The sequence below is a fragment of the Amycolatopsis suaedae genome (assembly GCF_004214935.1).
GTDB lineage: Bacteria > Actinomycetota > Actinomycetes > Mycobacteriales > Pseudonocardiaceae > Amycolatopsis > Amycolatopsis suaedae.
The window spans coordinates 15,779-41,237 of sequence record NZ_SFCC01000023.1; the positions used below are offsets into that span (position 1 = coordinate 15,779).

A 25,459-nucleotide genomic window follows, 5' to 3' on the forward strand; every position below is an offset into this window, starting at 1 on the left:
GTAGCACACTTGAAGAGATGTTCAATCGTGCGCTGTTTACACTGGTCGCATGGGTCACGAGGCACCGGGACACGCGCGTCCGCGCGGCCAGCTCGACGCGGCGGATGCCATCGTCGTGGCCGACACCCTGCAGGCGCTGGCCACGCCCAGCCGGCTGCGGATCCTGACCCGGCTACGGGAGGGCCCGGCGTCGGTCGGCGAGCTGGCCGAGTCCGTGGAGATGGAGACCTCCGCCGTGTCCCACCAGTTGCGCCTGCTGCGCAACCTCGGGCTGGTCACCAACACCCGGCACGGCCGCAGCATCGTGTACCGCCTCTACGACACCCACGTCGCGATGCTGCTGGACGAGGCGATCTACCACATCGAGCACCTGCGGCTGGGCCTGCGGGACGACTCACCACTGCCGCCCGCCGACGAGCCGGAACTGGCCGAGCGCTAGCCGGTGAACGAATGGTGTTCGTGCGTCACCGTCCACCGGTCCTCAACCTTGGTCAGGCCGATGGTCAGCCGCAGCCTGCGCTCGGGCTCGCGGTCGAGTTCGGTGGGTGTGCCGCACCGCAGCAGTGCGAAGGCGAACGCGACGTCGGTGCCTGCCGTGACCTCCAGCGACTCGATCTCGAACATCGCACCGGAAGCCTGCCACTCGAAGAAGCCCGGCCAGGTGTCCCGGTAGGCGTCGATGCCGCGCACGCCCTGCTCGGGCGGTGGAACGTCGAACATCACGATGCCGGGTGCGTGGTCGGCGAGCACGGTGTCGAGGTCGCCGTCGTGGACAGCGGTGGCCCAGCGTTCGATGAGGTCGCGGATCTGCTGTTCGTCGGTCATGGCCGTTCTCCTTCGTAGGGTTGGTACGGGTGAAACCCGGCGCGTCGCCGGAATTCATCGCGGGGGGCAAGATGGGCGGATGACCGCGCCCCTCGACACCGAGGCGTTCGACCGGTTGGTCGCGCCGTACCAGGACGAGCTGCGGGCGCACTGCTACCGCATGCTCGGATCCGTACACGACGCCCAGGACGCGCTGCAGGAAACGCTCGTGCGTGCCTGGCGCAACATCGGCAGGCTCGACGACCGCGGGTTCGTCCGTGCGTGGCTCTACAAGATCGCCACCAACCGCTGCCTCACCGCGATCGAGCGACGCGGCCGCCGCGAGCTGCCCGTCGACGTCGGCCCCGGCACACCGGCCACCGAGATCAACTGGCTGGAACCGTATCCGGATCCGTCACCGGAGGCGCACTACCTGGCCCGCGAGAACGTCGAACTCGCGTTCGTCGCCGCGTTGCAGCACCTGACCGGGATCCAGCGAGCCGTGCTGATCCTGCGTGAGGTGCTCGGTTTCTCCGCGGCGCAGGTAGCCGATCAGCTGGATACTTCGCCCGCGTCGGTGAACAGCGCGTTGCAGCGAGCGCGGAAAGTGATCGACTCGGCCGCCCCGGCTCGGCACACCATCGTGCGGGACCTCGGCGACGAGACCGTGAACCGCTGGGCTGACGCCTGGCAGCGCGGTGACGTCGACGCGATCGTCGCGATGCTCGCCGACGACGCGCGTTTCTCGATGCCGCCGCTGCCCGAGTGGTACCGCGGCAGGGAGGACATCCGTGCCTTCCTGCTCGACGGCCCGCTGCGGACCCGGTGGCGCTTCCTGCCCACCACGGCGAACGGTCAGCCGGCCTTCGGCACCTACCGGTGGGACGAGGCCACCGGGCACTACCTGCCCGGCGGGCTCGACGTCCTCACGATCCGGCGGGGGCAGGTCCGCGACGTGACGTCCTTCCTCACCGCCGACCTCACCCTGTTCCGGCTGCCCGAGCGCGTCCGCCCGGTGCCGTAGCCCGGCTCGCCGCGCCGCTGCTCGTCACGGGTTGTGCCGGGCCCGGTCAGTTCCACGGTTCCGCGGCCGGGTCCTCGCCGAGCACCTTCGCGGACGCCTCGCACAACGCCATGCCGAAGCGTTGATCCCCGGCGCTGTCCGTACCCCAGACCGCGTCCGCCTCGGTAGCGATCTCCCGCCAGGTCATCCCGGCCGGCTCCGCACGCCACCGCCGGACCTGCCGGGCGACCTCCGCGGTGACGGTCAAGCCAAGGGTGTCTTCCGGAGAGTCCATCGGCATTCCCGTCCGTTCGTCGGAGCGCTGGCGTTTCGGACGATATCGGCCACCCGGCCGGGCCGGGCCCCTAGCACCAGACGCCGTGAGGGCCCCTTCCCGGCATCGAGGTCACTGACGGTGGCCTTCGCATGCGCTGGCCCGGCAGGCAGGCCCGGAGCCGGGTGAGTCCCTCGCCGATCCGCTCGGCACTGACCGTCCCGAAGCCGATCGCCAGGCCCTCCCGCGTTCCGCCGTACGCCGTGAGGTTTTCGACGGCCACCCCGGCCCGGGCGGCGGCCTCGACGACCGCACCGCCGTCGCCTTCCGAGAGCAGGGCGCACACGTGCAGCCCGGCACTCGACGGCACCGTCCGCAGCATGGGCTGATCCCGCAGGGAGGCCAGGATGTGATCGCGGCGCACCGCGTACTCCCGCGTCGTCCGGCGCACGTGGCGGGCGAGCAGGCCCTCGTCGATGAAGCTCGCCAGCGCCGACTGGGTGACGAGGTCGCCGTGCCAGTCCAGCAACTGCCTCGCCTGCCGCAGCGCCGGGTGCAGCGACGCCGGCGCGACGAGGAAACCCATCCGCAGCGCGGGAAGCAACGTCTTCGAGAACGAGCCGACGTAGAGCACGCGCCCGTGGCGGTCCAGGCTCTGGAGTGGTTCGAGTGGCCGGTCGCTGAACCGGTACTCGCTGTCGTAGTCGTCCTCGATGATGACCGCGTCGTTGCGTTCGGCCCACGCCAGCAACGCCGTTCGCCTGGCGAGCGACATCGGCATGCCGAGCGGGAACTGGTGGGACGGCGTCGTGTAGACCAGCCGGATGCCTCTCGGCAGCGCGTCGACGTCCAGGCCTTCGGCATCGACGGGCACCTTCGTGATCCGGGCTCCGTGGGACGCGAACAGCCTTGTCGCCGGGGGATAGCCGGGGTCCTCGACGGCGACCCGGGTTCCGGGTTCGACCAGGACCCGGCCGATCAGGTCGAGGGCCTGCTGGGCGCCCTGGGTCATCAGGACGTCCTCGCCGCTCGTCCGCACCGACCGCGCAGCGCCGATGTGCCGGGCGACGGCGACCCGGAGTTCGGCGAGCCCGGCCGGGTCGGCGTAGCCCGACGGCGGCAGCAGCGACGGCCGCAGTGCCTGGCCGACAAGGCGGCGCCAGGTCCGCAGCGGGAACAGGGCCGGGTCCGGGACGCCGACCCGGAAGTCGAACTCGGGTGCCGCCTGTCCGTCGGCAGGAGAAGGAAGGGACCGCCAGCGTGCGACAGGCCGCAGTCCGGTGCCTGCGGGAGCGGCCCGCGTGGTTCCGGGCGGCACCGGGGCCGCGCTGACGAACGTGCCGCGCCCGACGTGCCCGGTGAGGAAACCCTCCGCGGTCAGCCGTTCGTAGGCGACCGCGACGGTGTTGCGGGATACGGCGAGTTCCCTGGCCAGCTCGCGGGTCGGCGGCAGCCGTTCGCCCGGCCGCAGCCTGCCGTCGAGGATTCCGTCGCGGAGCTGGCGGTAGATCCGCGCGGCCAGGTCGGTGTGGCCGTCGAGACTGATGTGGAACGGCACTCCGCGAGCCTACATTGGCCCAATCAGTATGTGCATTATTGGCGCTGGGATGAGGCCAATGTGCTGCCTAACGTGAACCCATGCAGTCCACGAACCCGGCCCGGGTACTGGCGTCGGCCCAGCTGATCAGCTCCGTCGGCGACGGTGCCTACTACGTCAGCTCCGCGCTCTACTTCACGCTCGTGGTCGGGCTCTCGCCGGCGCAGGTCGGTCTCGGCCTGACCGTGAGCTGGGCCGTCGGCTCGGTCGCCGGTGTCGCGCTCGGGCATCTCGCCGACCGCCGGGGACCGAGAGGGACAGCCGTCCTGCTGGCCCTCGGAACGGCCGCGTCCGTCACCGCGTTCCTCTTCGTCGGCTCCGTGGTCGCGTTCGTGATCGCGGCGTGTGCCTACGCGTGTTTCCAGTGCGGCCTCGGTGCCGCCCGGCAGGCTCTGCTCGCCGGGCTGATCGACCCGGCCGAGCGCACGACGTTCCGCGCCCGGCTGCAGGCGATGTCCAACGCGGGTATCGCGGTCGGCGCGGCGCTCGGCGGGATCGCGCTGGCCGTCGGCACCCGCGAGGCGTACCTGGCGGTGTTCGTCGTCGACGCGCTCGGTTTCGTCGCCGCGGCCGCGGTACTGCGCGGGGCGCCCGAGGTGCGGACGGCGCGTGTGCGCTCAGGGGAACCGTCGATGGCCGTCCTGCGTGACCGGCCGTACGCGCTGCTGGCGCTGCTCAACATGATCATGTTGCTGTACATGCCGTTGTTCAGCCTGGTTATTCCACTGTGGATTTCCACCCGCACGGCCGCGCCGACCTGGCTGGTGTCGGCGATGCTGGTGCTGAACACGGCGAGCGTGGTGATCTTCCAGGTGCGGGTGGCCCGCGGGGTGAGGAGTCTGGGCGCTGCCTCCCGGTACGCCCGCCACGCGGGTCTCCTGCTTTTCGTCTCCTGCCTGGTCTTCGCGTTCTCCGCGCTGAGCGAGTCGGCCTGGCTCGCGGCGCTGGTGCTGCTCGCCGGCGCGGCACTGCAGGTGGTCGGGGAGATGGCGCAGGCGGCCGGCTCGTGGGAGATCGGCTTCGGCCTCGCGCCCGACGGCAAACAGGGCCAGTACCAGGGGTTGTTCGGTGCCGGGACGGCTATCGCCAGGATGCTCGGCCCGGTGCTGCTGACCGGCCTGATCCTGACGGGCGGCATGGTGGGCTGGGTGGTGCTCGGCGGGCTGTTCCTGCTGGCCGGTGTGCTCACCGCGCCCGCGGTCCGCTGGGCGGAACGGAACCGGCGCCCGGCGATGGCCGCCGGCCGGTACTGCGACCCGACCGCGACAGTTCGCCAATGCGTGGTTCCGCGGGGCGACGATACCGGCGGACGAGTACCTGTGGCCTCGGACGAAACCGGCCACCTGACCGATGTGGTCACGTGCGGCCGGTCGGCAGGGTGAGGCCCGGTTGACCGGCGATCGGAAGGACTTTCGAGGATGGTGGGCAAGCTCGTCGTGGCCGCGATGGTGGCCGTGCTGTGCGTGAGCGGAACGCCCGGGGCGGCTTTCGCCGAGACCGGACGACCGGCGTGGCACGACTGCGACCGCCCCGTCGAGGGCATCCAGTGCGCGGAGCTTCCGGTTCCGGCGGACTGGAAACGCCCACGGGGCGCACGGACCACCATCGGGCTGGCGAAGCTCCCGGCCAGGGATCCGCGGCACCGTGCCGGTTCGCTGGTGGTCAACCTCGGCGGCCCGGGCCCGCTCATCGACAACCTGCCGGGCGTCAGGGAGCGGCTCGCGGAGCTGACCAACTGGTTCGACGTGATCGCGCTGGACCCGCGCGGCATGGGTGACAGCGCGGGCATCACCTGTCCCGAGGCGGCGCCGGAGTGGTTCGCCGTCTGGACGTCCCACGACGAGCGGACCTGGAACGAGTTCGCGCGGGCCAACGGCGAGTGGGCCGCGGGGTGCGAGCGGGTGGCCGGTCCGCTGGCGGGCAACCTGGACGCCTGGCAGGTCGCCCACGACCTGGAGGCCGTCCGGGTCGCGCTCGGTGAGGGCGGGCTGAACTACTACGGCAACTCGTACGGCACCGTGTACGGCCAGACCTACGCCGACCTCTTTCCCACCAGGGTCCACCGGATGTACCTGGACAGCGTGGCCGACCACACCACGCGCTCGGCTTTCCGTGCGACAGCGCCGATGGCCGGGGTGATGGGCGAGGAGTTCCGCCGGTTCGGGCAGTGGTGCGTGACCGACGCCCGCTGCGCGGTACATCCCGCCGACGGCCGGGACGTGTGGGACCGGCTGCTGGCCGAGGCGGCCCGGAAACCGCTACCGGCCCCGGGCGCGGGCCCCGGCGCGACGGTGGGCCCGGACCAGCTCCGGTTCGCGGCGTTCAACACGGTCCTGCGCGAATCTCGCTGGCCTGCCTTCGCCGAGGCGCTCGGCCGGGCACGTGCCGGTGACGCGACGGGCCTGTACGTGGGGACCCCGCCGCCCTCCCCGGACACCATGGTGAGCAATGTGGCCTGGTGCGCGGACTTTCCGTTCACCCAGGACCACGACGGCATGCGACGGCTCGACCACCGGCTGCGTGCGGTGGAGCCACGCATCGGGTGGCTGATGGGGCGGTTCCAGTACGCCCGGTGCGCCGGCATGCGTGGTCAGGGCACGTTCCCGCCACGGCCCGTCGGCGCCGTCGGCCTGCCGCCGGTGCTGCTGGTCAACGGGCTGCACGACGCCTCGACGACGGCCGCGGCGGGCCGGGTGGTCGCCGGGCAGCTGCCCGGCTCGGTCTGGATCGGCGCCGACGCCGGGCACGGCGTCTATCTCGACGGGAACCGCTGTGTGCGTGACGTCGTGCACCGTTACCTGCGTACGGGCGAGCGTCCCGTGCCCGGCACCGTGTGCCCCCGGGACGGGGCCTAGGCGACCTTGTTTCGCATTCCCGAACACCGTCCCGCGATCTGGACCGACGCGCCAGACAGTGGGACCAGGCGGACGGGAACGTGCAACTCGCGGGTCCGGAACGGTCGACTCGCGGGTCGGGAACGGAGGACTCGCGCGAATGGCCCGTTCACGCGGGCGACCGGCACCACGTGAGAACCCGCTCCACATCGTGAGTTCTGCGCTCACGCACGCGAGTTCCGCATTCCGGCACGCGAGTTCTACGCTCGGGACCATCCCCTGGCGCTGCCACCCCTGGCATCCAGACGCCGTGAAGCCCCTTCACGGCGAAGTCGGGCGGCCGTCGCGGGTGTCACTTCCGGGTTCCGATCGCACCCCCAGGACGATCGGAACCCGGAAGCCCCCTCGCCCCTTGCCCCCACCTTCAGTCGATGAAAATCGACTGTCAGTCGAATTCGCAGTTCCCACGATGCCGACCCGCCACATAAGAGTCAACTGTGACCTGAGTCACATTTTGCATGGGTCGACGACTGTCAGTCGAAGCCCCTTAGACTGAGAGTCGAGGGATTGTGGAGGTGAAGGATGCCCGAGAGCTCGGAAAGTGCCGGGTTGGCCCAACGGCTGGACGAGCTTTTCCGGCGAGGTCGGCCCGGTGGTGAGCGTTGGACCAACGATGAGGTGGCGGCCGCGATCAAGCGGCTCAACCCGGACATCAAGGTCAGCGGCACCTACCTGTCCGCGCTTCGCACGGGGAAGCGGACGCGTCCCTCTCCGGAACTACAGCTTGCGCTCGCGAAGTTCTTCGGGGTTTCGCCCGCGTACTTCTTCGACCCCGGAAGCGCGGATAAGATCAGTCAGCAACTGGCCGCGCTGGACGAGCTCCATCAGTCCGGGGTTCGCTCACTCGCGGCCCGCGCGGTCGGGTTGTCTCCGGATAACCTGGACGCACTGAAGACCGTCGTCGACCAGATGCGGAAGATGCAAGGACTGCCCCCCGTCGTAGAGTAGAGCGGAATAGTGATCACGCCTCCTCAGCCGGACCGCCGCCCCAACCCCCGACGGATCAAGCAGCTTCGTCGGCAGTGCGAAGCGCGGCTCGCCGCGCTGAACATCCCGGAGGGGCTCACCGTCACCGAGCTGTGCGCGCACATCGGCAAGCAGCGGGGCCGTGCCATCCAGCTCGTGTCGACGAAGATGGAGGCCTCCAACCCCTGCGGCATCTGGGTCGCCGCCGCAGACACCGACTTCGTCTTCTACGACGCCGAGACCAGCAAGCCCCACCAGGAGCACATCATCGTGCACGAGCTGGGGCACATGATCTGCGGCCACCGCGGCAACGGGGAGCTGGACGACGACACGGCCCGGCTGTTCTTCCCCGACCTCGATCCGGACCTCGTCCGCAGCTACCTCAAGCGGACCAGCTACGCCAACGACCAGGAGCTGGAAGCCGAGCTGATGGCCAGCGCCATCCTGGAGAAGATCGACCGGGAGTCGCGCCGGCGCGAAACGCCCGCGCTCGAGCCCGGCAGCGTCATCGCCCGGCTGGCCTCCTCGCTCGCCGAGCCGCCGGAGACCGGTTCCCGCTACCGCCCGCCACCCGCGGAATAGGCGCGGCCGATGGACGTCGACAGCGCGAAGTGGCTTGTGTTCCTGCTCTGCGCTGTCTGTGCGTGGACCGGGTTCTTCTACAAGCTGAAGACCCTCAGGAGAAGTCAGCACGACCGGGCCTTCGTGGCGCTGCTGGTCGCCTTCGCCTGCCACGGCGTGACCTTCGTGATGGCGCTGCTCACGTTCTCCGACGCCTTCGACAAGTTCGTCGGGGTGCCGAACTTCGCCGTGCTCTGCATGCACATCTTCTCCACCGCGTTCATGGGCTCGGTTCTGGTGGCGATCGCGTACTGGACCCGGCCGCGGGAGCAGGCCGTCGCGCAGGCGCGCCGGTGGATCCTGGCCACCATCGTCGTGGAGACGGCCATCATCGCGCTCTTCATCAGCGCGCTGGCGGACGTGACGAAGCGATCCAGCCACTACTTCATGCACAACGCCCATCAACCCATCGTGATGGCGTACCTGCTCGCCTTCGCGGTGTTCGGCTCCATCGGCACGTTCGAGATCACCCGCCTCGGCATCTCGTTCTCCTCGGTGGCGAACTCCCTGCCGTGGCTGAAGCACGGGCTGCGGCTCACCGCGCTCGGCGCCGCGATCAACTTCCTCTACTTCATGAGCCGGGTGATGAACGTCGTCGGCGTCCGCATGGGCATGGACCCGGTGTCCTGGGAGCTGGTGCCGATCGTGCTCACCGGCGTCGGGGTGCCGATCCTGTACCTCGGGCTGACCCTGCCGTCGTGGGGCCCCCGGGTGTCCGCGATCCCTCGGTCGATGAGCCGGTACCGGACGTTCCGCCGCCTGTATCCGCTCTGGCTCGCGGCCTGCGAGGCGTCGCCCGCGACCACGCTGATCCCCCCGCGCCCGCTGCTGCTGGACAAGATCGTGCTGTCCGACCTGAGTTTCCGGATCAACCGGATGGCCGTGGAGATCCGCGACGCCGAACTGGCACTGCGCGACTGGTTCAATCCCCGGGTGACCGAGGCCGCCGAACGGCTGGGCAGGCAACGTGGCCTCGACGGCGAGGAGCTTCGTGCCCTGGTCGACGCCAGCCGGTTCGCGGTCGCGTTGCGGGACAAGAACAACGCACGCCCCGTCAACCCGCCGGGACAGGGCCTGGAAAGCCTGGCACTGGACAGCAGGTCCGACGAGGTGCGCTACCTGGTCAAGGTGGCCACGGCGTTCCAGCGGTCCCCGATCGTCGACCAGCTCAAGCACGAGATTGGCCTTCATGACCCAGCACGGTGACCGGTGGGCGCTGCGAGCATCGGCCCTGTTCGACGGGCGCGCCCTGCACCGGGGACGGCCGCTCGTCGTGATCGACGGTGACCGGATCGCGGACGTGGACCTCTCCGGCGCTCCGCCGTCACCGGACCTGCGCACCGTCGACCTCGGCGATGCCACCGTGCTGCCCGGCCTGGTCGACTCGCACACCCACCTGACGTTCGACCCGCACGGCGACGTTCCGCGGCAGATGCGGGAGGAGGACGACGGGTTCCTCGCCGCGATGGCGCGCCGCCACGCCCGGCAGGCGCTGGCGGCGGGGATCACCACCGTCCGCGACCTCGGCGACCGCGGGTACGTGTGCCTGGCGATCCGGGACGCGGCGGAGCCGGACCTGCCGGAGATTCTCGCGGCCGGGCCGCCGATCACCCGCACCGGCGGGCACTGCTGGTTCCTCGGCGGGGAAGCCGACGGCGCGGACGGGCTCGCGGAGGCCGTCCGCGAGCGGGCCCGGCGCGGGACCGACGTCGTCAAGATCATGGCCACCGGCGGCATGCTGACGCCGCACTGGGCCTCCCACGAATCCCAGTACAGCGAGGACGAACTCGCCGTCGCCGTGCGGACGGCGCACGCGCTGGGCAAGCCGGTCACCGCACACGCACACGGTGTCCGCGGGCTGGCCGACGCGGTGCGTGCCGGAGTGGACGGCGTCGAGCACTGCACGTTCCTGACGGCCACCGATGCCGAGCCGGACTGGACGACGATCCAGGCCATGTGCGACGCCGGCACGTTCGTCGGCGTGGAGGAAGCGCGGCTTCCCGGCGACGACAGCGTGCTCCCCGGGCAGGTCAGGCGAATGCTGGAGGCACGCGGGGAGTACCTGGCGCGGATGAGCCGGGCCGGTGCCAGGGTGGTGGGCTGCTCCGATGCCGGAATCAACGCCCGCAAGCCGCACGACGTGCTGCCGTACGGCGTGATTTCGTTCGCCCAGCTGGGTTTCACCACGGTCGAGGCGCTCGCGTCGGTCACCGAGACCGCGGCGCGGGCGTGCGGGGTCGGCGACCGCAAGGGACGCGTCGCGGCCGGATACGACGCCGACCTGCTCGCGGTCGGTGGCGACGTCGGGGACGGGCTCGAAGCGCTGCTGAACGTGATCACGGTCGTCCGGGCCGGCCGTACGATCCCGGGCAACAACTGACTAGAAAGGCGTACGGGTGGCCGACGACGATCAGCATGTGCTGGAAATGGTGCGACTCGCCTCCCTGGCGACCCCGTGGGCGATCCGCGCCGCGGTGACCTTCGCACTACCCGATCTGATCGATGCCGGCCACAGCAGCGTCGAGGAGCTGGCCCGGCACACCGGCACCGACGCGGACGCACTGGGCCGGGTGCTGCGTTATCTCACCGGACTCGGCGTCTTCGCCCAGTCCGGGGACGGTACCTACCAGGTCACCCCGTTCGGTCGCGTGCTGCGCCACGACCACGGTTCGGGCATTCACAGCTGGCTGGACCAGTCCGGCTTCTCCGGCCGCATCGACCAGACCTACGGCAGGCTGATCGACTCGGTGCGGAGCGGGAAACCGGCCTACGAGCCGCTGTTCGGCCTGCCGGCCTGGGACGACCTGGAGAACCAGCCTGAACTCGCGGACTCCTTCAACCGGATGATGGCCAGCCACACCGACGTCTTCGCCGCCGCGGTGGCCACGGAGTACGACTGGAGCGCGGTGCGGCGGGTGGTGGATGTCGGCGGGGGCCTCGGCCACCTGCTGGCCGAGCTGCTGCGCAGGCATCCGCACCTGCACGGCACCCTGGTGGACCTGCCCAACACCGCGGCGGCAGGCAAGCCGGTACTCGACTCGGCCGAGTTCCAGGACCGGTACGAGATCTGTGGCCAGAGCTTCTTCGATCCGCTGCCCGCGGGCGGTGACGTCTACCTGCTGGCGAACATCGTCCACGACTGGGCCGACCACGAAGCCATCGCCATCCTGCGGCGCTGCGCGGAAGCCGCCTCCCCGCACGGGAAGGTCCTGCTCGTCGACCGGGTGATCCGCGACAACGACGACCATCTCCGGGTCGCTGCCGCGGATCTGCACATGCTCCTCACGCTCGGCGGGAAGGAACGCAGCGAGGCGGAGTTCGCCGCGCTGGGCACGGCGGCCGGGCTGCGGCTGGACGAGGTTCAGCCGCTCACCAGGCCGCCGGACCTGTTCCTCGTCCGGTACGGAGTCAGCCTGCCGGGCGGCGTCCCCATGACGACACCAGAGTCACCGCCAGCTCGATGAAGTCCGGCTTCGCCAGGGTGGCGTAGGCACTGCCCAGTTCCTCCTCGGTGAGCTGACCGGACGCGACGAGCACCGGGCTGACCTGGTCGATGGTCTTGCGCAGGTGCCTGTCGAACGCCTTGGTCGTGCCTGCCTGCCCCAGGTAGAGCGGGGTCAGCGCGACGTCGACGTCGGCCAGCCCGGACCGTGCGATCAGGCTCGGCAACCGGCGGCTCCACCGCATGTCCGCACCCTGGGCCTCGAACTGCGCGGCCAGGGCCGCCGTCACCCGGCCCACCTCCGGGTACAGCGATTCCTCGTGGGAGTGCCAGTAGCCGTCCTCCACCACGAGCCAGCCGCCCGGCGCCAGCCACTCGGTCAGCGTGGCGAGGATGCGCTCCCGCTCCGGCAGGTGCTCCAGCAGCAGGCGGCAGTGGATCAGGTCGAACGCGCCGTCCGGCAGGGTGTCGTGGCGGACGTCGAAGCGGGTGATCTCCAGGTTGGGCTTCCACTCGGCGTCCAGGTACCTGGTGTCGATGTCGGCTGCCACGACGGTGCCGCGCGGGCAGCGCCGGGCGAGCTCGTAGGCGATCGAGCCGGCACCGGCCCCCAGCTCCAGGCACCGCCAGGTGGGCTCCACCGGCAGCCGGTCGAGGACGCCCAGCGTGGTGGGATCCATGGACTCTTCCAGCGAACGCAGCCGTTCGAACTCCGAAGGCAGGTCCTTGCTCAGTACTCCCTCACCATAGGGATCGGTCAGTACCGGGTTCTCGAGATTCAAGCTGTCTCCGTTCCGAAAGAGCGTTCGGTGACGTTATCGGCACCTCCAGGACGATCCCGAGAACCAGCTGCGCATCCGCGCGGTCACCCGCGGTAGCCGAGTATCTTGCGACATCCCCCTCACCGCACATACTGCCAATCCGGACCGGCAGGTCAAGCGATTGTGCTCATCCCGTGGCCGGTGAGGACGGCTTCATGCCCAGGAGCCGCATGAGGAACGCGAGCCAGTGGGTGGCGTGGGTGACGCCGTCGGACCTGCTGGTGGCTATGCCGTGGCCGGCGCGGTCCCAGCCACGCAGCAGCACGGGTGCCGTGGTGCCGGTCGTCGCCTGCAGCCGCGCGACGAACTTGCGGACGAGGGCGGGCGGGCAGGCGACGTCCGCGTTGCCGGCGTGTACGTAGAGTGCCGGGTAGGCCACGCCCTGCTCGACGAGCTGGTACGCCGACATCGTGGCCAGGCGGCTGACGTCGTCGGCGTCGTCGAGGTCGCCGAACTCCGCCATGACGGCGAACCGTGGGTAGGCGTGGCGGTGGGTTCCGACGAGGTCGAGGATCGGGCACTGGGCCACCACCGCGGCCCACAGCTCGGGCCGCTGGGTGAACGCGGCCCCGGCCATGATCCCGCCGTTGCTCCACCCGGTGACCGCGAGCCGGTCGGGTGCCGTCGTCCCGGTGGCGATGAGGTGTTCGGCGATCGCGTAGAGGTCGTCGTAGCTGTTCTGCTTGTTCTTGAGGCGCCCGGCGTCGGCCCAGTCGGAGCCGAGGTCGCTACCACCGCGCTGGTGGGAGATGACCAGGGCGCCGCCGGCCGCGACAAAAGCCGCGACAGGGCCGGGGAACTGCGCGGGCCACGCGACCCGCCCGCCCCCGTACGCGGTGATGAGGGTCGGCAGCGGCTCAGTCGCGTCCGCACCGCCGGGCCGGACGAGGTGATAGGGCACGCCGGTGCCGTCCGCCGAGCGTGCCCAGCGGAGTGTGACCGTCGCGCCCGGAAGGTGCACGCGCGGTGCCCGGAGGGTGTCCACCCGTCCCGAGCCCGGGCGGTAGCGGTACAACCCGGGCGAGGAGATGGGGGTCGAGAACACGAACACGAACTCGTCCGGGTGACCGTCGGGGGTCAGGGCGGCGTTCGGCATGACGTCGAGCGGCAGGGCGCCCCGGCCCGGCAGGGGAACCTCCTCCAGTTCGTGTCCGTCCCGGTCGAAGACCCAGGCGCGGGCTTCGGCGTCGACCGATCCGGTCACCACCAGACGGTCGCCGATCAACCGGACCTGGCCGAGTACCCGGCCGGATTCCGGGACCAGTTCCTGCCAGGTCGCCGGGTCCGAGGGAGCCGGTGCGTCGAACGGGATCGCGACGATCCGCCCGCGTGGCGCGCCATGATTGGTGACCGCGACGTACCGGTCGCCGTCGATGACGCCCGCGACCGACGCGTCGAGTCCTTGCACGAACGGCCGCCAGGTTCGCCGCGGCAGCTCGCAGACGTACTGCGGGAGCGGCCACACCGCGGTCATGATGGCGTGCTTGCCGTCGGCGGCCACCTGAACGGTCGCCGCGGGCGGCACGTCGACCGGTTCGGGTTCGGTGGCGGGCTCGCCTCCCACCTGGTGGAAGTACGGCCGGAAGGTGAACGACTCCGAGGACAGGTCGCCCGCGGTGTAGAAGAACCCGGAGCTGTCCGGCAGCCACTGCGGGACGACCATCGGGCCCATCGTCCGGTGCGGTATCCGGTCCGGCAGCCGATCGCCCGTTTCCGCGTCCAGCAACCAGATCTCGCCGAGTTCGGAGCCGTCCTCGCAGACTCCCAGGACGACGAGCCGCCCGTCCGGTGAGGGAGCGAACCACGCGATGCTGCGGGTTCCGTCGCCGTTGGGGTCGTAGAGCACCGTGCCGGGACCGTCGGGGGCGGCGGAGGCGACGAGTACGGCACGTTCGGGGTAGTCCGGTTCGGGGAGCCGGTCGAGGCGGAACCAGCGGTCACCGGCGAATCGCGGTGCCGGCTCGATCATCCAGTTGGGCGATCCGGTGCCGTCCGCGACGCACCGGTCGACCACGGCGCGAAGTGCGGTTAGGTGTGGCCATTCCTCGACGAACGCGTCGGTGAGGGAGTTCTGCGCCGCCTGCCACGCTTCGGTTTCGCCGGAGTCTTCCTCCAGCCATCGATAGGGGTCCGGGAAACTGACGCCCGCGACGGTGTCCTGGACGTCGACGGTCCTCGCCGCCGGGTAGTTCAGGCGTTCACCGCTGATGCTTCGACCAACCACCGTCGACACCCTTCTGCAGGCCCCCGCTCTTCCCTGCGGCGACCGTAGCTCCGCGAACGCGCCGCCTGCTGCAGACGTTTGTCGAACGACTGACTATGCGTGCCCTACAGGCGTCGAACCGTCGTCAGTTCGTTTCTTCGCGGACGTCCTTTCCCTTTTCGGCGAACGCCTTGAAATCTTCCATGTGCAGCTGCGACTGCTTGCGGAAGGCGCTGGGCATGAGAAGCCCCATCAGCCGCATGAGCAGGTTGCTGAACCGGTATTCGCTCTCGCTTTCCCAGAGCGTCGTCTCCGGACCGGCTTCGGTCAGCCGATCACGCACGACGCTCCACATGCCCGCGCCGACGATTTCCCGGTCGAAGTGAACGACGGTCCCTTCGGGAATCTCGTGCAGGTCTGCCGGATCCCGGCGGGTGATCGTTTCGATGCACTCGATGTTCCGCTTTCCCGACTGCATCACGACTCGCGACCTGGTGCCGAGCTCACCGTGGATTCCGCTCAACGGCTCGTGCAGCACCATGCCCCGCAGCCACTTCGGCAGGTGTTCCGGGTCGGCGAGCAACTGAGCCGTCTTCTCGCGCGGCAGGGCGATCTCGATCGAGTTGGTGTATTTCATGGCGTGAATTCCTTCCAGGCGCGGGGAAGTCAGGTCGGGTCGGGTGCGTAGAACCTGCTGGTGGCCGCGACGGCGGCCGCGACGTGTTCCGGTTCGCCACCGGCGGCCAGGTGAGCCTCGCCCCAGGCCGCGGCGCTGCGCCGGACGAACTCGCGTTCTTCGACCGTCTCGTCGCCACCGGTCAACATCCGCGCCAGGGCGAGGAGAGCCAGATCCCAGCCGACGCCGCCGGCACCGGGGCCGTAGGTCGGGAAGAGCGGCTCCTCGACGACCGCCGCGTGGATCAGTTCGAACTCGGTGTCGCCGTCCGGGCCCGGGGCCAGGCGCACTTCCACCTCGCTGGTGCCGGGCCGGGCGTCCGGCCCGTAGAGCCAGGACACCTTCAGCAGGCGCGGCGGCTCGCATCGGAGGATCTCGCCGTGCTCGTCGCCGTCCAACTCGAACTTCCCGCCAAGCCGCAGGTCCCCGGTGACCGGTTTCAGCCAGCGACGCAGCCGATCGGGGTTGGTCAGGGCGTCCCAGACGTCGTCGACCTGCGCGTCGTATCGCCGCCGCACCTCGATGGTGTACGCGTCGCCTGCGGGCACGCTGCCATGGCCCATCGCCCGGCGCGCGGCGGCCAGTTCGTCCAGGACGTCTCTCACGTCACGTTCCCTTCGGTGGGTCGTGCGGCTGAACTATACCGGCTCTCACTTATATAAGTCACACCTGCTATCCTGGCGCCACGACCGGCACTGCGTGAGAACCCGGTCCACATGTGAGTTCTGCGCTCACGCACGCGAGTTCTACACTCGAGACCAGCCACCTCGCCTGCCCGAGACCCGACTTTCCCGGGGCCATGGCCGTACCCTTGAGCCGAGTCCGATGCAGCTTCGTGGCCGCTGACGGCTTCATGGCCACCCTCGCCGACGGAGCCATCCCCGCCCGCGAGCAGGCCCGGCCCTAGCCGGCTGCGCGCGTACGATGACGGTGGTGGTGACGTGATGTTGCGTGCGGTAGGGAATGGAATCGTGCTGGCCGAAGCGCCACGCCCGGCCCCGGGTTCCGGAGCCGCCTGTTCGGGCGCGCGAGCGCGTCATGACCGGGGAACGCGCGGTCGCCACCGTGTACTGGCGGCAGGGCTGCCCGTACTGTTCGCGGCTTCTCGGCGACCTCGACCGGATCGGCCTGCCTGTCGACAAGGTCAACATCTGGGAGGATCCGGAAGCCGCGGCCACGGTGCGGTCGATCGCGGACGGCAACGAGACCGTGCCCACCGTGGTGGTCGGCGACACCGCGATGGTCAACCCCCGCGCCGCCGACGTGGTGGACGCTGCCCGCAGGCACACTCCCGGCCTGCTCGCCGTGAACACGTCCGCCCTGGTGAAGGGACCGTGGCACAGGGGGTTGGCGGTCGCTCTCGTGATCGCCGTGGGATGGTTCGTCCTCGCGGCGTTCAACCCCACCACGAGCTTCCCGCTGGCACCCGCTCTCCTGACCGCGGCCTGGCCGCTGGGACGGCGCTGGCGTGCCGGACGGGTGCTGCGTCCGGTCACCGCGCTGACCACCGCCCTCGGTGGCGCCGTGCTCGCCGTCGCGATCGCCCTGTTGCTCGAACTGAACGGTGCGCTGGCCGGGGCGATGCTGTTCGGCATGCCGCCGCTGACCGAAGCCATCGTCAGCGTGGCACTCGGAGTCCTCGTCGGCGGGGGACTGGCCCTCGCCGGCCGACGGCCGTCCTGAGATTCAGTACAGCGGGAAGGCCCAGCCGCCCGGGTAGAACGGTTCCCGGTCGTGGCGGAAGGCCGCCGACACCCTGGTGAGTGCCCCCGCTTTCAGTTCCTCCACGCGGCCCGCGGCCGCGAGGGAGTTCAGGGTCGTGCCGCCGAGGAAGACCGCGCCCAGTTCGGTCGTCGTCAGCCGCAGCTCGGCGGCGTCACCGGTGCGTTCGCAGCTGACGGTGGCACCGTCACCGCACAGCCGGAAGCGCCCGGTGTTCCACGGGCAGAAGGCGTCCTCGACGTCCAGCACGGTGTCCACCGCGGTGGCGTAACGGCGGGCGGCGAGTGCCCGGTCCACGTCGACCAGGCGCACCCACAACCGGTCGACGGCGGAGGACTCCACGGCGCGGGGATTCACCAGCAGGTGCCGCAGCGGATCGTCCAGTGCGATCTCGTGCTCGATCCAGGTGGCCAGGTCGATCCCGGCGACGAACCGCCAGAGCGCGGCGTGGGCCTGGCGCGTGGTCGCCACCAGTTCCTCCAGCACGACGGTCCGGGCCTCCTGCCCGGACCGGTGCCGGTACATCGCGTAGCCGGTGACCTCTCCGCCGGGTTCCCGGTGCAGGGCGAACCGCGAGGAGGTGGTGCCGGCGGCCGCGTGCTCGCGGGACAGCCGCACCGTCCAGTGGCAGGGATCCCGGTCGGGCCAGCCGACAGCGGTTGCCCGGGTGCGGTCGTAGACCCGCGTGATGACCGGAAGGGCCGTGGAGCGGTCCACCAGGTGCACGGTTCCGTCACCGAAGTCCACGTCGCGGTGGAAGACCAGCTCACGCCGCTCGCAGCGGATTCGGTCGCCGACGGTGGCCGGGCCGTAGCCGTAGCGGCCGTAGATCGCGGCCTCGGCCGGCCTCAGCACGGCGACCGGCTCCCGGCCTTGTTCATGCAGGTCGTGCAGCTGGCGGCGCATCATCGCGGTGTTGATCCCGCGACGCCGGTGCGTCGGTGTCACGGCCACGGAGGCAACGCCGGCGACCGGCAACCGTGCGCCGGGGACGGTCAGCGTGCGGCGGTAGATCGACGCGCCGCCGACCGGGACGTCCCCGTCGAACGCGCCGAGCGTCCGGTCCAGGTCGGTGGCCGCCCGCTGGTCGGCAATGGCCGTCTCGCTCCGGTCGGCTCCGTAGGTGTCGGCGATCATGCGGGCCCATGGCTCGAACTCGGCTTCCCTGACGGGGCGCAGGACGTAGTCGGTCACAGCCATATGTGTAGCCGGTATGGCTGTGACCCGCTAACCATTTATGCCACGCCGTTTCGTCCACAGCGGACAGATCGGCTGAGGACGCGCGCGACGTGCCGCGCGTCCCTGCCGACGCCGTGCACGGTGGCCGACAGGATGGTGCGCTGATACTCCAGCCCGACGAAGGCCAGCCCGGGATGCCTGCGGGACAAACCGTTCCGCTGCCGGGGCTCGGCGAGGGGCCGGAGGTAGTCCAGTGCCGGCCGGTATCCGGTGGCCAGGATCACCACGTCGACACGTTCGGCGGTCCCGTCCGCCCAGTGCAGCGTGTCGTCGTCGGCCCGGACGAAGAGGTCCCTCCGGTCGGGCCTGCCAGCCGCGATCGCGGTGCCGTAGCCGCCGATGTCGAGGACCGGGATCGCGCCACGGCCGAACAGCGACCCGGCAGGCAGCCTGCCCGCAGCCGACAGTACCGACCAGAATCGCGACCCGGCGGGCACAGGTTCCGTTGTGGCGTAACGGATCGGGGCCCGGCTGGCCAGGCTGACCCGCGCGTGCTCAGCCAGTTCGACGGCGATCTGCACCGCGGAGTTTCCGGCGCCCACCACCACGACCCGCTTCCCGGCGTAGGGCGCCGGATCGTGGTACTCGCTCGCGTGCACCACGGTTCCGGTGTAGCCCGCCAGGCCGGCCAGCCGAGGACGGTACGGATTGCCGAAGCTGCCGGTGGCAGCCACGACCGCGGCGGCGGTGAACTCGGCCCCGTGCCGGGTCCGCACCCGGTAGTGCCCGTCCGCGCGGGTGACCTCGCTGACGCGGTGGCCGGTCCGGATCTCACAGTCCAGGCCCGCGGCCACCGCACGCAGGTAGTCCGCCATCTCGTCGCGGGTGGGGTAGCGATCCGGATCACCTGGGAAACCCAGGCCTGGCAACGTGTTGAAGTGCGCCGGGGTGAACAGCCGCAGGCTGGCGTAGTAGTGCGGCCACGACCCGGCTGTGTCCGCACCCGCTTCCAGGACCAGCGGCCGCAGGCCCCGGTCCAGCAACGCACGGGCGGCAGCGAGCCCGGACTGCCCCGCCCCGACCACGATCACCTGTCTCATGATCGGCATTCTGTGCGAAGCGCAACAAAACGGACAAACAAATTCCGGTCCAGGCGGTTTGTTGACGCAACCGGTCGGTTGCAATATGGTCGCAACCATCCGGTTGCGAAAGGTTGGTTCGAAGATGCCCGCCCCCGATGTGAACATCCTGAGCCCGGGCCGCACCTGGCTGGTTCTGGTCGTGCTGTTCCTCTGCACGTTCGTCCTGGGGACGGCCGAGCTGATCGTGCCCGGGATGTTGAATCTGATGGCCGCCGACCTGCACGTGTCGATTCCGGCGGCCGGGATGCTGGTGACCGCGAACGCGTTGGGGCTCGCGCTTGGCGGACCGGCCCTGACCGCGTTGACGATCAAGCTTCCCAAACGGACGATCCTGACCGGTGCGCTGGCGCTGTTCGTCATGGCGAACTTGGTGCTGGTGCTGACGGATGACTACAGCCTGTTCATCGTGGCGCGCGTGCTGGCCGGCGCGGCGCAGGGACTGTCCATCGCCGCCGCGTTGGAGGTCGGGTCCTCGATCGTGCCGCGGGAGCGGATGGGGCGGGCGATCTCCGTGGTCATCTCCGGGTTCTCTGTGTCGGCCGCGCTGGGCGTGCCGCTGGGGACGTTGGCGGGGCAGGCCTTGGGCTGGCGGGGAACGTTCACCGCGATCGTGGTGCTCGCCGCGTTGGCGCTGGTCGCCATCATCGGTGTCGTTCCGCAGGTGCCCGCCGGTGGCGGAGGTGTCGGCAGTCAGGCCAGGCACGCATTCGCACCGCGGGTGCTTGCCGTGCTCGGCTTCGGTTTTCTGCTGTGCGCGGCGGTGTTCGCCGCGTTGACCTACATCGTGCCGTTCCTGGAACAGGTCACCGGCGTCTCCGGCACGTTGATCAGTCTTTTCCTGCTGGCCTACGGTGCGGCGACCGCATTCGGCTCGTTCGGCGGCGGCCGGTTCGCCGACAACGACGCCGCGCGTGCGCTGATCATCGGGTCCTGCGCTCTCGCGGCGTCCCTGCTGGTGCTGTTCCTGGCGGGCGCGGTCGCGGCACTGGTTGTGCTGGCGCTGCTCGCTCTGGGGGTGTTCGGAATGGCGATGGTGCCGGTGATGCAGTACCGCGTGGTCACGCTCGCCGGTCCCGGCGCTCAGCTCGCCCAATCCTTGCCCGCGTCGTTCGCCAACCTCGGTGTGGCGCTCGGTTCGACCGCGGGCGGCGTGGCGATCGGCGCCTTCTCCGCCGGTGCCGCGGTGCTCACCGGCTTCGGTTTCGCCTGCGCGACCGTGGTTGTCGCCTGGGCGACCAGCTTCCTCAAGCCACCTGGGCGTCTCGTCGCCGAGGAACCGTCCGCAGCGGCGCGGGCCGCGTGCGGAGAGTCGTAACCACCGCCGGTTGCCCTAGTGTGGTGACCGCCTGACCAGAGGACGGAAATGGGTATTCCTGATCGTATCGAGCGGACAATCGAGGTCGCGCACTCGCCGGCGAAGGTGTGGGAAGCACTCACCACTGCCGAGGGACTCGGTAGCTGGTTCGGCGATTCGGCGACCATCGAGCTGCGGCCGGGCGGCCCGGCCAAGGTGATGTGGGACAGCGGTCACGTGATCGATCTGACGGTGGAACGGGTGGAGGAACCGGCCGTGTTCGGCTTCGCCTGGAAGATGCCCGGCCTGCCGGAGAACGACCCGCACCACACTCACGTCGAGTTCACCCTGGAACCGAGCGGGACCGGCACCCGGCTGCGCGTGGTGGAGACCGGGTTCGCCCAGCTGCCCGCGACGATCGCCAGTAACGAGTTCGAAGGACACACCGACGGCTGGCCGCACGAACTCAGCGAACTGGTCGACTACCTCAATGCCAGCTGACCAGGAGTCGATCGCCGAGCAGGTCTTCACCGCGCTGTCCGATCCGAGCCGCCGCGCCATCTTGGCCGCGCTGGCCGCGGCCGGCCCGGCCACGGCGACGGACCTGGCGAATCGCCTGCCGATCACCCGGCAGGCGATCGCCAAGCATCTCGGGCTGTTGACGGAGGCCGGACTGGTCCGGGCGGAACCCGGAGAGCGGCGCCGGGTGCGGTACCACCTGCAGTCAGCGCCGATGCGAGTCGCCCAGCAGTTCCTCGCCGCCCTGGCGAGGGACTGGGACAGTCCGCTCAACGCATTGAAGGACCATCTGGACCGGAACCCGGGAGCGCCATGAGGGCGGCGGCGACCTCGCGGATCGCCGCCGCCATGGCCGCCGACGTTGAGCTTCCGGACGGCCGACACCAGGGATGACGACCACCGCGGGCGCGAGCCGGTACTCGACGGTCACTGCCACGCCGTTGTACTGATGCAGCCAGCCGAACAGTGCATCGATGCTGGTTGCCGGAGATCATCCCGCGGATTCTCCTCACCCTCGCCACTGTCGGTCACCGACCAACGCCGCTTCGGCGCCGCCGTCGGCGAAGATCACTTGACCGGTGACGAAGCGGTTTTCCGGGCTGGCCAGCCAGCTGATGAGGTTACCGACCCACTCCGGCCGCCCCGGAAAGCCGAGCGGTTGCGGTGTGGCCGCCTCGATGGTGGTCCGCACCTCGTCGTCGGTGAGAATCCAAGCGGCGGCCGGGGTGTCGACGACTCCGGGAGCGACCGCGTTGAGCGGGATACCGGCGCCGGCCCAGCCGGGCGTTGGAGCGGTCCTCCGCACCCACCCGTTCAGCGCGCGTTTCGCGATGCCATAGGCGGAATCGCGCAGCGAGGGGTCGGCGTCCGTCAAGGCGATCGCGGTGGCTTCGTCGCCGTCCGCGCAGGCCCGCAGGACCCGTTCGTCCGCGGGCGCCAGCGACGAGGTCGAGGACACCGCGACGGCCCGCGGGGCTTCGCTGCGGGCGAGCAGGGGGCGCAGCCCGTCGAGCGTGGCGACCGCGCCGAAGTAGTTCGTCTCGAGGAGCCCGGTCCGGCCGCCGCCGGCGACGGCCAGTACCGCGTCGACGTACCCCCATTCCGCCACCTGATCGACCAGCGACCGGCGGCCGGCAGGCGTCGACAGGTCGGCGATGACGTCGGCGTCACGCAGGTCGCAGCCGATGACCGTGGCACCTTGGGCCCGAAGGATCGAGGCGGTGGCAGCGCCGATTCCGGAAGCCGAGCCGGTGACGACGTACCTGCGCGCGCTCATCGGCCGTCCCGCGCAGGTTCGGCCGGTAGGAGCGGTACGCCCTTGCGCCTGAAGGTCACCTGACTGGTCACCTCGGCGAGGACGATCAGCGCCACGAGCTTGAGTGCACCGATCAGCGGAACGCTGTCGACCGGCAGCGTGTAGGCCAGTACCACCGTGCTCACGGCGTCCAGCAGCAACGCGGAACCCCAGATCACCGTGCCTGCGTGCACCACCCGCCGGAAGGCGGGCGTGTCACGCCACGCGGCGTTGATCCGCTCGCGCAAGGTGCCGCCGGTGAAGGTCCGCAACGCGTACAGATAGTACGGGGTCCCCGGGAGCGTCAGCAGGATCCAGCCGCCCGCCACGGCGGTGATCCAGCCGTCGCGCGCCAGCAGGGTTCTCGGGCTGCCGGTCAGGAACGACAACGCGACGCTGAGGAGCAGGACGGTCACGATGAGGCCGGCGAGCATGTCGATCCGCCGTTTCGTGATCACCGAGTGAACCGTTTTGACTGCCGGTGCGACCAGGCCCAGCATCAGGGCCGTCCACTGGTCGACCCCGGCCGCGCGCAAGCCGTAGAACACCGCGATCGGCGCCACGGCGTTGATCAGCAGGCTCAACACCAGCTCGCGTTGCGCGCCGGCTCCGCCACTGTTCGCCGCCGGGTTCATCGTCGCAGGCCGAATCGCTGGAGCCCCAAGTTAATGACCATGTGGTCAATAGTAATGACCGAGTGGTCAATAGTCCACCGGTCGGGGTCCGGCGCGGTGTCAGTTCCCGGCTTGCATGCCGCTGAGCAGGATCTCCGCGAGCTGGGACGCGTAGTCGCGGGGATCGACGTCGGGATGGTCTTCGAGGTAGGCGAGCATGGTGTCGATCGAGCCCTGGTAGGTGACCGCCATGACCCTGGTGTCGAAGTCACGCAGGCTGCCCTCGGCCTGGCCGCGGCGGAACAGTTCCTCCTGTCCGCGGTAGGTCTCCTCGTAGAAGTCGTTGACCACCCGCTCGGTGCCGCCGGGCCGGTGGAGGTTGTGCACGATCCGGTTCAGCGCGATCAGTTCGTCCCGATGGGTCACGATCTGCGAGGCGGCCAGGGGCAGGGCGGCGCGGATGATGTCCGGCACCGGCTGGTCCAGGTCGAGCGCGTCGACGATCTGCCGCCGCATGGTCTCCATCGTCGCCTTCGCCGTGGACTCCATCAGGTCGTCCTTGCCGCTGAAGTAACGCCAGACCAGCCCCTTGGCGACGTCGGCGCGTGCGGCGATCCGGGTCAGCGACGCGCCCTCGTAGCCGCGGTCGGCGACCTCGCGGATCGCTGCCGCCATGATCTGCTGCCGCCGTTGATCCTCACTCAGGCGTTGACGTGGGCCGCGTGACGGGCGGGAGGTGGACGTCATGACGCTGTCGGCTCCGGCAACGGCTTCGCATCCACAACGGACACACTACCGCCGCGGCCGCCCTCGGGAACCCGCACGTTGTATCCGTCGCCCGGATACGCCACAGCATGTGTCGGTCGTTGGACCGACGCCACGGCCACGACCCGCCCGGTACCAAGAACGGGTGCTCGTTACAACACTGCGTCTTGGTGTCCTCGGCCCGATCTCACTGGGTCCCATGGACGCCCCGGTCGCGATCAGGGGTACGAAACGGCGGGTTCTCCTGGCGCGTCTGCTGTTCGACCGCGGCCGGGCGGTGCCTGTCGATCGACTTCTGGACGCACTGTGGCCCACCCGGCCACCGCGCTCGGCGGTGGCGAACCTGCAGCAGTACGTCCACGACATCCGGCGGCTGCTGATCTCGGCAGGCTCACGGGCCACCATCGTCACGTCCGGCGGATACCGGATCGAAGTACCCGCGGGCGAACTGGACGTGGAGGTGTTCGAACAGGGCCTCGACCGGGCCCGCGGGCTGCGAGCCGCCGGTGACCCGGTCGCGGCGAGCGGTCTGGTCGCCGACCTTCTCGGGCTCGTCCGGGGTGAACCTGTGGAGGACCTTCCCACAGCGGGAATCGACGACGCGGAACTGACCCGGCTCGGCGAGCTGGTGTTGTGCGCCAAGGAACTCAAGGTCGACCTGGATCTGACGCTCGGCGACAGCGACAAGGCGTTGGCGACGCTCCGGCAGCTGCTGGCGAGGTATCCGTTCCACGAACCGTTGTGGAAACAGCTCATGCTGGCGCTGTGTGCGCAGGGGCGGCCGACCGAGGCGTTGCGTGCCTTCGCGGCACTGCGCCGCCAACTGGTCGAGGAACTGGGGGTGGAACCTGGCGACGAACTGCGCGCCGTACATGAGGCGATCCTTCGCGGGAACACCGCACAGCGGAGGTGTGGCTGCGGACGGGTGTCGGTCCCGCTGCGGGCTGCCCCACAGCGGGACCGGTGAGCCGCCGGCTCAGTTGTTGTTGCCCGCCTTCCAGCCGAGGTAGTTCTTGAAGTAGTTCACGCTCGACTTGTGGCCGATCTTGCCGTTCACCGACGTTGCCCAGAACCCACCGTTACCGTCCGCGATGCCGACGTGCCCGTAGCTGCTGATGTTCCAGAAGACGAAGGCGCCCTTGGGCGGCTTGCCCGAGGTGTGGCGCTTGCCGTCGCTTGACCGCCAGAACGCGATCGCCGAGGGGTGCTTGGTCTTGCGGTTCCAGGCCAGCCCCACCGACTTCTGGCAGCACCCCTGGTACTTCGTGCTGCCCTTCCGGTCGGCGAACCACTTCACCGCGGCCGCCGCACTCGGCTTCTTGGTGGGGTCGTTCGGTGCGTTGTCACACGAGCCCATCACCACCGTGTCGACCCCGGCCGGCGCCCGGTCCACCTGAGCCGCCGACGCAGCTCCGGTGCCGCCCGCCAACGCCAGCGCCCCCACCGCCACAACCATCGCCTGCGCGATCTTCCGCTTCATGAACGAACTCCTCCCGCTGGATCACGTGTGCCCGTGATCAGGGCACGCCGCAACCATCGGATCGCCGGCCATATTGGCGCTACATCCGGTCAACCTTCAGGTCAGCTGAAGAACGGCCCGTGTTCCTGGCGAGCCCGCCGCCCTGGCGG

General features: G+C 70.1%; 27 protein-coding genes. 14 read left to right on the plus strand and 13 right to left on the minus strand.

What is annotated here, in order from left to right; all coding sequences use genetic code 11:
- Positions 1 to 49 precede the first annotated feature (49 nt).
- Positions 50 to 439: an ArsR/SmtB family transcription factor gene (locus tag EWH70_RS33495; protein ID WP_130479608.1), complete on the plus strand. Its 390-nt coding sequence runs from the start codon at positions 50 to 52 to the stop codon at positions 437 to 439.
- Here EWH70_RS33495 and EWH70_RS33500 read toward each other — a convergent pair.
- A complete protein-coding gene (locus EWH70_RS33500) occupies positions 436 to 825 on the minus strand; it encodes a YybH family protein (protein ID WP_130479609.1) in 390 nt (129 codons plus the stop codon). The genes EWH70_RS33495 and EWH70_RS33500 overlap by 4 nt on opposite strands.
- A 79-nt stretch (positions 826 to 904) precedes the next feature.
- On the opposite strand from EWH70_RS33500, the gene EWH70_RS33505 reads away from it, so the two are divergent.
- Entirely contained in the window at positions 905 to 1,828 is a 924-nt protein-coding gene (locus EWH70_RS33505; protein WP_130479610.1) for a sigma-70 family RNA polymerase sigma factor, read from the plus strand.
- Between the two features lie 46 nt (positions 1,829 to 1,874).
- Here EWH70_RS33505 and EWH70_RS33510 read toward each other — a convergent pair whose 3' ends face one another.
- The gene (locus tag EWH70_RS33510; RefSeq protein ID WP_205669371.1) at positions 1,875 to 2,075 is read right to left on the minus strand and encodes a beta/alpha barrel domain-containing protein; all 201 of its coding nucleotides are present in this window, start codon (positions 2,073 to 2,075) and stop codon (positions 1,875 to 1,877) included.
- A 97-nt stretch (positions 2,076 to 2,172) separates the two neighbouring features.
- Positions 2,173 to 3,639: a MocR-like pyridoxine biosynthesis transcription factor PdxR gene (pdxR, locus tag EWH70_RS33515; RefSeq protein ID WP_130479612.1), complete on the minus strand. Its 1,467-nt coding sequence runs from the start codon at positions 3,637 to 3,639 to the stop codon at positions 2,173 to 2,175.
- An 80-nt stretch (positions 3,640 to 3,719) separates the two neighbouring features.
- Between pdxR and EWH70_RS33520 the strand changes: the two genes are divergently transcribed.
- The 7 genes from EWH70_RS33520 to EWH70_RS33550 all read left to right on the plus strand — a co-directional run bounded on the left by EWH70_RS33520 (position 3,720) and on the right by EWH70_RS33550 (position 11,623).
- Positions 3,720 to 5,060: an MFS transporter gene (locus EWH70_RS33520; protein ID WP_130479613.1), complete on the plus strand. Its 1,341-nt coding sequence runs from the start codon at positions 3,720 to 3,722 to the stop codon at positions 5,058 to 5,060.
- A gap of 36 nt (positions 5,061 to 5,096) precedes the next feature.
- Positions 5,097 to 6,533 carry an alpha/beta fold hydrolase gene (locus EWH70_RS33525; protein WP_130479614.1) on the plus strand — a complete coding sequence of 479 codons (1,437 nt, stop codon included), beginning with the start codon at positions 5,097 to 5,099 and terminating at the stop codon, positions 6,531 to 6,533.
- A 561-nt stretch (positions 6,534 to 7,094) separates the two neighbouring features.
- Positions 7,095 to 7,520: a helix-turn-helix domain-containing protein gene (locus tag EWH70_RS33530; RefSeq protein WP_130479615.1), complete on the plus strand. Its 426-nt coding sequence runs from the start codon at positions 7,095 to 7,097 to the stop codon at positions 7,518 to 7,520.
- 9 nt (positions 7,521 to 7,529) lie between these two features.
- A complete protein-coding gene (locus EWH70_RS33535) occupies positions 7,530 to 8,120 on the plus strand; it encodes a M78 family metallopeptidase domain-containing protein (protein WP_240687367.1) in 591 nt (196 codons plus the stop codon).
- Between the two features lie 9 nt (positions 8,121 to 8,129).
- The gene (locus tag EWH70_RS33540) at positions 8,130 to 9,365 is read left to right on the plus strand and encodes an MAB_1171c family putative transporter (protein WP_130479616.1); all 1,236 of its coding nucleotides are present in this window, start codon (positions 8,130 to 8,132) and stop codon (positions 9,363 to 9,365) included.
- Positions 9,349 to 10,539, plus strand: coding sequence for a metal-dependent hydrolase family protein (locus EWH70_RS33545; RefSeq protein ID WP_130479617.1), 1,191 nt, complete (start codon positions 9,349 to 9,351; stop codon positions 10,537 to 10,539). The genes EWH70_RS33540 and EWH70_RS33545 overlap by 17 nt, the downstream gene beginning before the upstream one ends.
- 16 nt (positions 10,540 to 10,555) lie before the next feature.
- Positions 10,556 to 11,623 (plus strand): methyltransferase, encoded by a 1,068-nt coding sequence (locus EWH70_RS33550; protein ID WP_130479618.1) that lies wholly within the window; start codon positions 10,556 to 10,558, stop codon positions 11,621 to 11,623.
- Here EWH70_RS33550 and EWH70_RS33555 read toward each other — a convergent pair.
- From EWH70_RS33555 to EWH70_RS33570, 4 genes are all read right to left on the minus strand, one after another.
- Positions 11,568 to 12,383, minus strand: a complete 816-nt coding sequence (locus EWH70_RS33555) for a class I SAM-dependent methyltransferase (protein WP_130479619.1) — start codon at positions 12,381 to 12,383, stop codon at positions 11,568 to 11,570. The genes EWH70_RS33550 and EWH70_RS33555 overlap by 56 nt on opposite strands.
- A gap of 166 nt (positions 12,384 to 12,549) precedes the next feature.
- Positions 12,550 to 14,646, minus strand: a complete 2,097-nt coding sequence (locus EWH70_RS33560) for a prolyl oligopeptidase family serine peptidase (RefSeq protein ID WP_165436529.1) — start codon at positions 14,644 to 14,646, stop codon at positions 12,550 to 12,552.
- A gap of 124 nt (positions 14,647 to 14,770) precedes the next feature.
- Positions 14,771 to 15,262: an SRPBCC family protein gene (locus EWH70_RS33565; RefSeq protein WP_130479621.1), complete on the minus strand. Its 492-nt coding sequence runs from the start codon at positions 15,260 to 15,262 to the stop codon at positions 14,771 to 14,773.
- A 29-nt stretch (positions 15,263 to 15,291) separates the two neighbouring features.
- On the minus strand, positions 15,292 to 15,906 hold the full coding sequence (locus EWH70_RS33570) for an SRPBCC domain-containing protein (RefSeq protein ID WP_240687368.1): 615 nt from the start codon (positions 15,904 to 15,906) through the stop codon (positions 15,292 to 15,294).
- 433 nt (positions 15,907 to 16,339) lie between these two features.
- Here EWH70_RS33570 and EWH70_RS33575 point away from each other — a divergent pair, with 433 nt between their 5' ends.
- On the plus strand, positions 16,340 to 16,984 hold the full coding sequence (locus EWH70_RS33575; RefSeq protein ID WP_130479622.1) for a glutaredoxin domain-containing protein: 645 nt from the start codon (positions 16,340 to 16,342) through the stop codon (positions 16,982 to 16,984).
- A gap of 3 nt (positions 16,985 to 16,987) precedes the next feature.
- On the opposite strand, the gene EWH70_RS33580 is transcribed toward EWH70_RS33575, so the two are convergent.
- Positions 16,988 to 18,217, minus strand: coding sequence for a GNAT family N-acetyltransferase (locus EWH70_RS33580; RefSeq protein WP_240687369.1), 1,230 nt, complete (start codon positions 18,215 to 18,217; stop codon positions 16,988 to 16,990).
- A 41-nt stretch (positions 18,218 to 18,258) separates the two neighbouring features.
- Complete coding sequence (locus tag EWH70_RS33585; protein ID WP_130479624.1) at positions 18,259 to 19,302, minus strand: flavin-containing monooxygenase; 1,044 nt, start codon at positions 19,300 to 19,302, stop codon at positions 18,259 to 18,261.
- On the opposite strand from EWH70_RS33585, the gene EWH70_RS33590 reads away from it, so the two are divergent.
- Genes EWH70_RS33590 through EWH70_RS33600 form a run of 3 tightly spaced genes read left to right on the plus strand, consistent with a single transcriptional unit; the run spans position 19,301 to position 21,473 of the window.
- Complete coding sequence (locus tag EWH70_RS33590) at positions 19,301 to 20,659, plus strand: MFS transporter (protein WP_205669372.1); 1,359 nt, start codon at positions 19,301 to 19,303, stop codon at positions 20,657 to 20,659. The genes EWH70_RS33585 and EWH70_RS33590 overlap by 2 nt on opposite strands.
- Before the next feature lie 48 nt (positions 20,660 to 20,707).
- Positions 20,708 to 21,139, plus strand: a complete 432-nt coding sequence (locus EWH70_RS33595) for an SRPBCC domain-containing protein (protein ID WP_130479625.1) — start codon at positions 20,708 to 20,710, stop codon at positions 21,137 to 21,139.
- Entirely contained in the window at positions 21,129 to 21,473 is a 345-nt protein-coding gene (locus tag EWH70_RS33600; protein WP_130479626.1) for an ArsR/SmtB family transcription factor, read from the plus strand. Before EWH70_RS33595 ends, EWH70_RS33600 begins: the two co-directional genes overlap by 11 nt.
- Positions 21,474 to 21,665: 192 nt before the next feature.
- On the opposite strand, the gene EWH70_RS33605 is transcribed toward EWH70_RS33600, so the two are convergent.
- The 3 genes from EWH70_RS33605 to EWH70_RS33615 form a co-directional block, all read right to left on the minus strand.
- Complete coding sequence (locus tag EWH70_RS33605; RefSeq protein ID WP_130479627.1) at positions 21,666 to 22,433, minus strand: SDR family oxidoreductase; 768 nt, start codon at positions 22,431 to 22,433, stop codon at positions 21,666 to 21,668.
- Positions 22,430 to 23,086, minus strand: coding sequence for a VC0807 family protein (locus tag EWH70_RS33610; RefSeq protein WP_130479628.1), 657 nt, complete (start codon positions 23,084 to 23,086; stop codon positions 22,430 to 22,432). Before EWH70_RS33610 ends, EWH70_RS33605 begins: the two co-directional genes overlap by 4 nt.
- Before the next feature lie 99 nt (positions 23,087 to 23,185).
- Entirely contained in the window at positions 23,186 to 23,740 is a 555-nt protein-coding gene (locus EWH70_RS33615; RefSeq protein ID WP_165436530.1) for a TetR/AcrR family transcriptional regulator, read from the minus strand.
- A gap of 289 nt (positions 23,741 to 24,029) precedes the next feature.
- Between EWH70_RS33615 and EWH70_RS33620 the strand changes: the two genes are divergently transcribed.
- Positions 24,030 to 24,797, plus strand: coding sequence for an AfsR/SARP family transcriptional regulator (locus EWH70_RS33620; RefSeq protein WP_165436531.1), 768 nt, complete (start codon positions 24,030 to 24,032; stop codon positions 24,795 to 24,797).
- A gap of 9 nt (positions 24,798 to 24,806) precedes the next feature.
- On the opposite strand, the gene EWH70_RS33625 is transcribed toward EWH70_RS33620, so the two are convergent.
- Positions 24,807 to 25,310 carry a hypothetical protein gene (locus tag EWH70_RS33625; protein WP_130479631.1) on the minus strand — a complete coding sequence of 168 codons (504 nt, stop codon included), beginning with the start codon at positions 25,308 to 25,310 and terminating at the stop codon, positions 24,807 to 24,809.
- Positions 25,311 to 25,459: the final 149 nt, after the last annotated feature.

Excerpts from the sequence above, each read along its gene's own strand:
- EWH70_RS33495 (WP_130479608.1), top strand. The coding sequence starts at position 50 with ATGGGTCACGAGGCACCGGGACACGCGCGTCCGCGCGGCCAGCTCGAC.
- EWH70_RS33500 (WP_130479609.1), bottom strand. The coding sequence starts at position 825 with ATGACCGACGAACAGCAGATCCGCGACCTCATCGAACGCTGGGCCACC.
- EWH70_RS33505 (WP_130479610.1), top strand. The coding sequence starts at position 905 with ATGACCGCGCCCCTCGACACCGAGGCGTTCGACCGGTTGGTCGCGCCG.
- EWH70_RS33520 (WP_130479613.1), top strand. The coding sequence starts at position 3,720 with ATGCAGTCCACGAACCCGGCCCGGGTACTGGCGTCGGCCCAGCTGATC.
- EWH70_RS33525 (WP_130479614.1), top strand. The coding sequence starts at position 5,097 with ATGGTGGGCAAGCTCGTCGTGGCCGCGATGGTGGCCGTGCTGTGCGTG.
- EWH70_RS33530 (WP_130479615.1), top strand. The coding sequence starts at position 7,095 with ATGCCCGAGAGCTCGGAAAGTGCCGGGTTGGCCCAACGGCTGGACGAG.
- EWH70_RS33540 (WP_130479616.1), top strand. The coding sequence starts at position 8,130 with ATGGACGTCGACAGCGCGAAGTGGCTTGTGTTCCTGCTCTGCGCTGTC.
- EWH70_RS33545 (WP_130479617.1), top strand. The coding sequence starts at position 9,349 with ATGACCCAGCACGGTGACCGGTGGGCGCTGCGAGCATCGGCCCTGTTC.
- EWH70_RS33565 (WP_130479621.1), bottom strand. The coding sequence starts at position 15,262 with ATGAAATACACCAACTCGATCGAGATCGCCCTGCCGCGCGAGAAGACG.
- EWH70_RS33575 (WP_130479622.1), top strand. The coding sequence starts at position 16,340 with ATGACCGGGGAACGCGCGGTCGCCACCGTGTACTGGCGGCAGGGCTGC.
- EWH70_RS33590 (WP_205669372.1), top strand. The coding sequence starts at position 19,301 with ATGATCGGCATTCTGTGCGAAGCGCAACAAAACGGACAAACAAATTCC.
- EWH70_RS33585 (WP_130479624.1), bottom strand. The coding sequence starts at position 19,302 with ATGAGACAGGTGATCGTGGTCGGGGCGGGGCAGTCCGGGCTCGCTGCC.
- EWH70_RS33595 (WP_130479625.1), top strand. The coding sequence starts at position 20,708 with ATGGGTATTCCTGATCGTATCGAGCGGACAATCGAGGTCGCGCACTCG.
- EWH70_RS33600 (WP_130479626.1), top strand. The coding sequence starts at position 21,129 with ATGCCAGCTGACCAGGAGTCGATCGCCGAGCAGGTCTTCACCGCGCTG.
- EWH70_RS33605 (WP_130479627.1), bottom strand. The coding sequence starts at position 22,433 with ATGAGCGCGCGCAGGTACGTCGTCACCGGCTCGGCTTCCGGAATCGGC.
- EWH70_RS33610 (WP_130479628.1), bottom strand. The coding sequence starts at position 23,086 with ATGAACCCGGCGGCGAACAGTGGCGGAGCCGGCGCGCAACGCGAGCTG.
- EWH70_RS33615 (WP_165436530.1), bottom strand. The coding sequence starts at position 23,740 with ATGGCGGCAGCGATCCGCGAGGTCGCCGACCGCGGCTACGAGGGCGCG.
- EWH70_RS33620 (WP_165436531.1), top strand. The coding sequence starts at position 24,030 with ATGGACGCCCCGGTCGCGATCAGGGGTACGAAACGGCGGGTTCTCCTG.
- EWH70_RS33625 (WP_130479631.1), bottom strand. The coding sequence starts at position 25,310 with ATGAAGCGGAAGATCGCGCAGGCGATGGTTGTGGCGGTGGGGGCGCTG.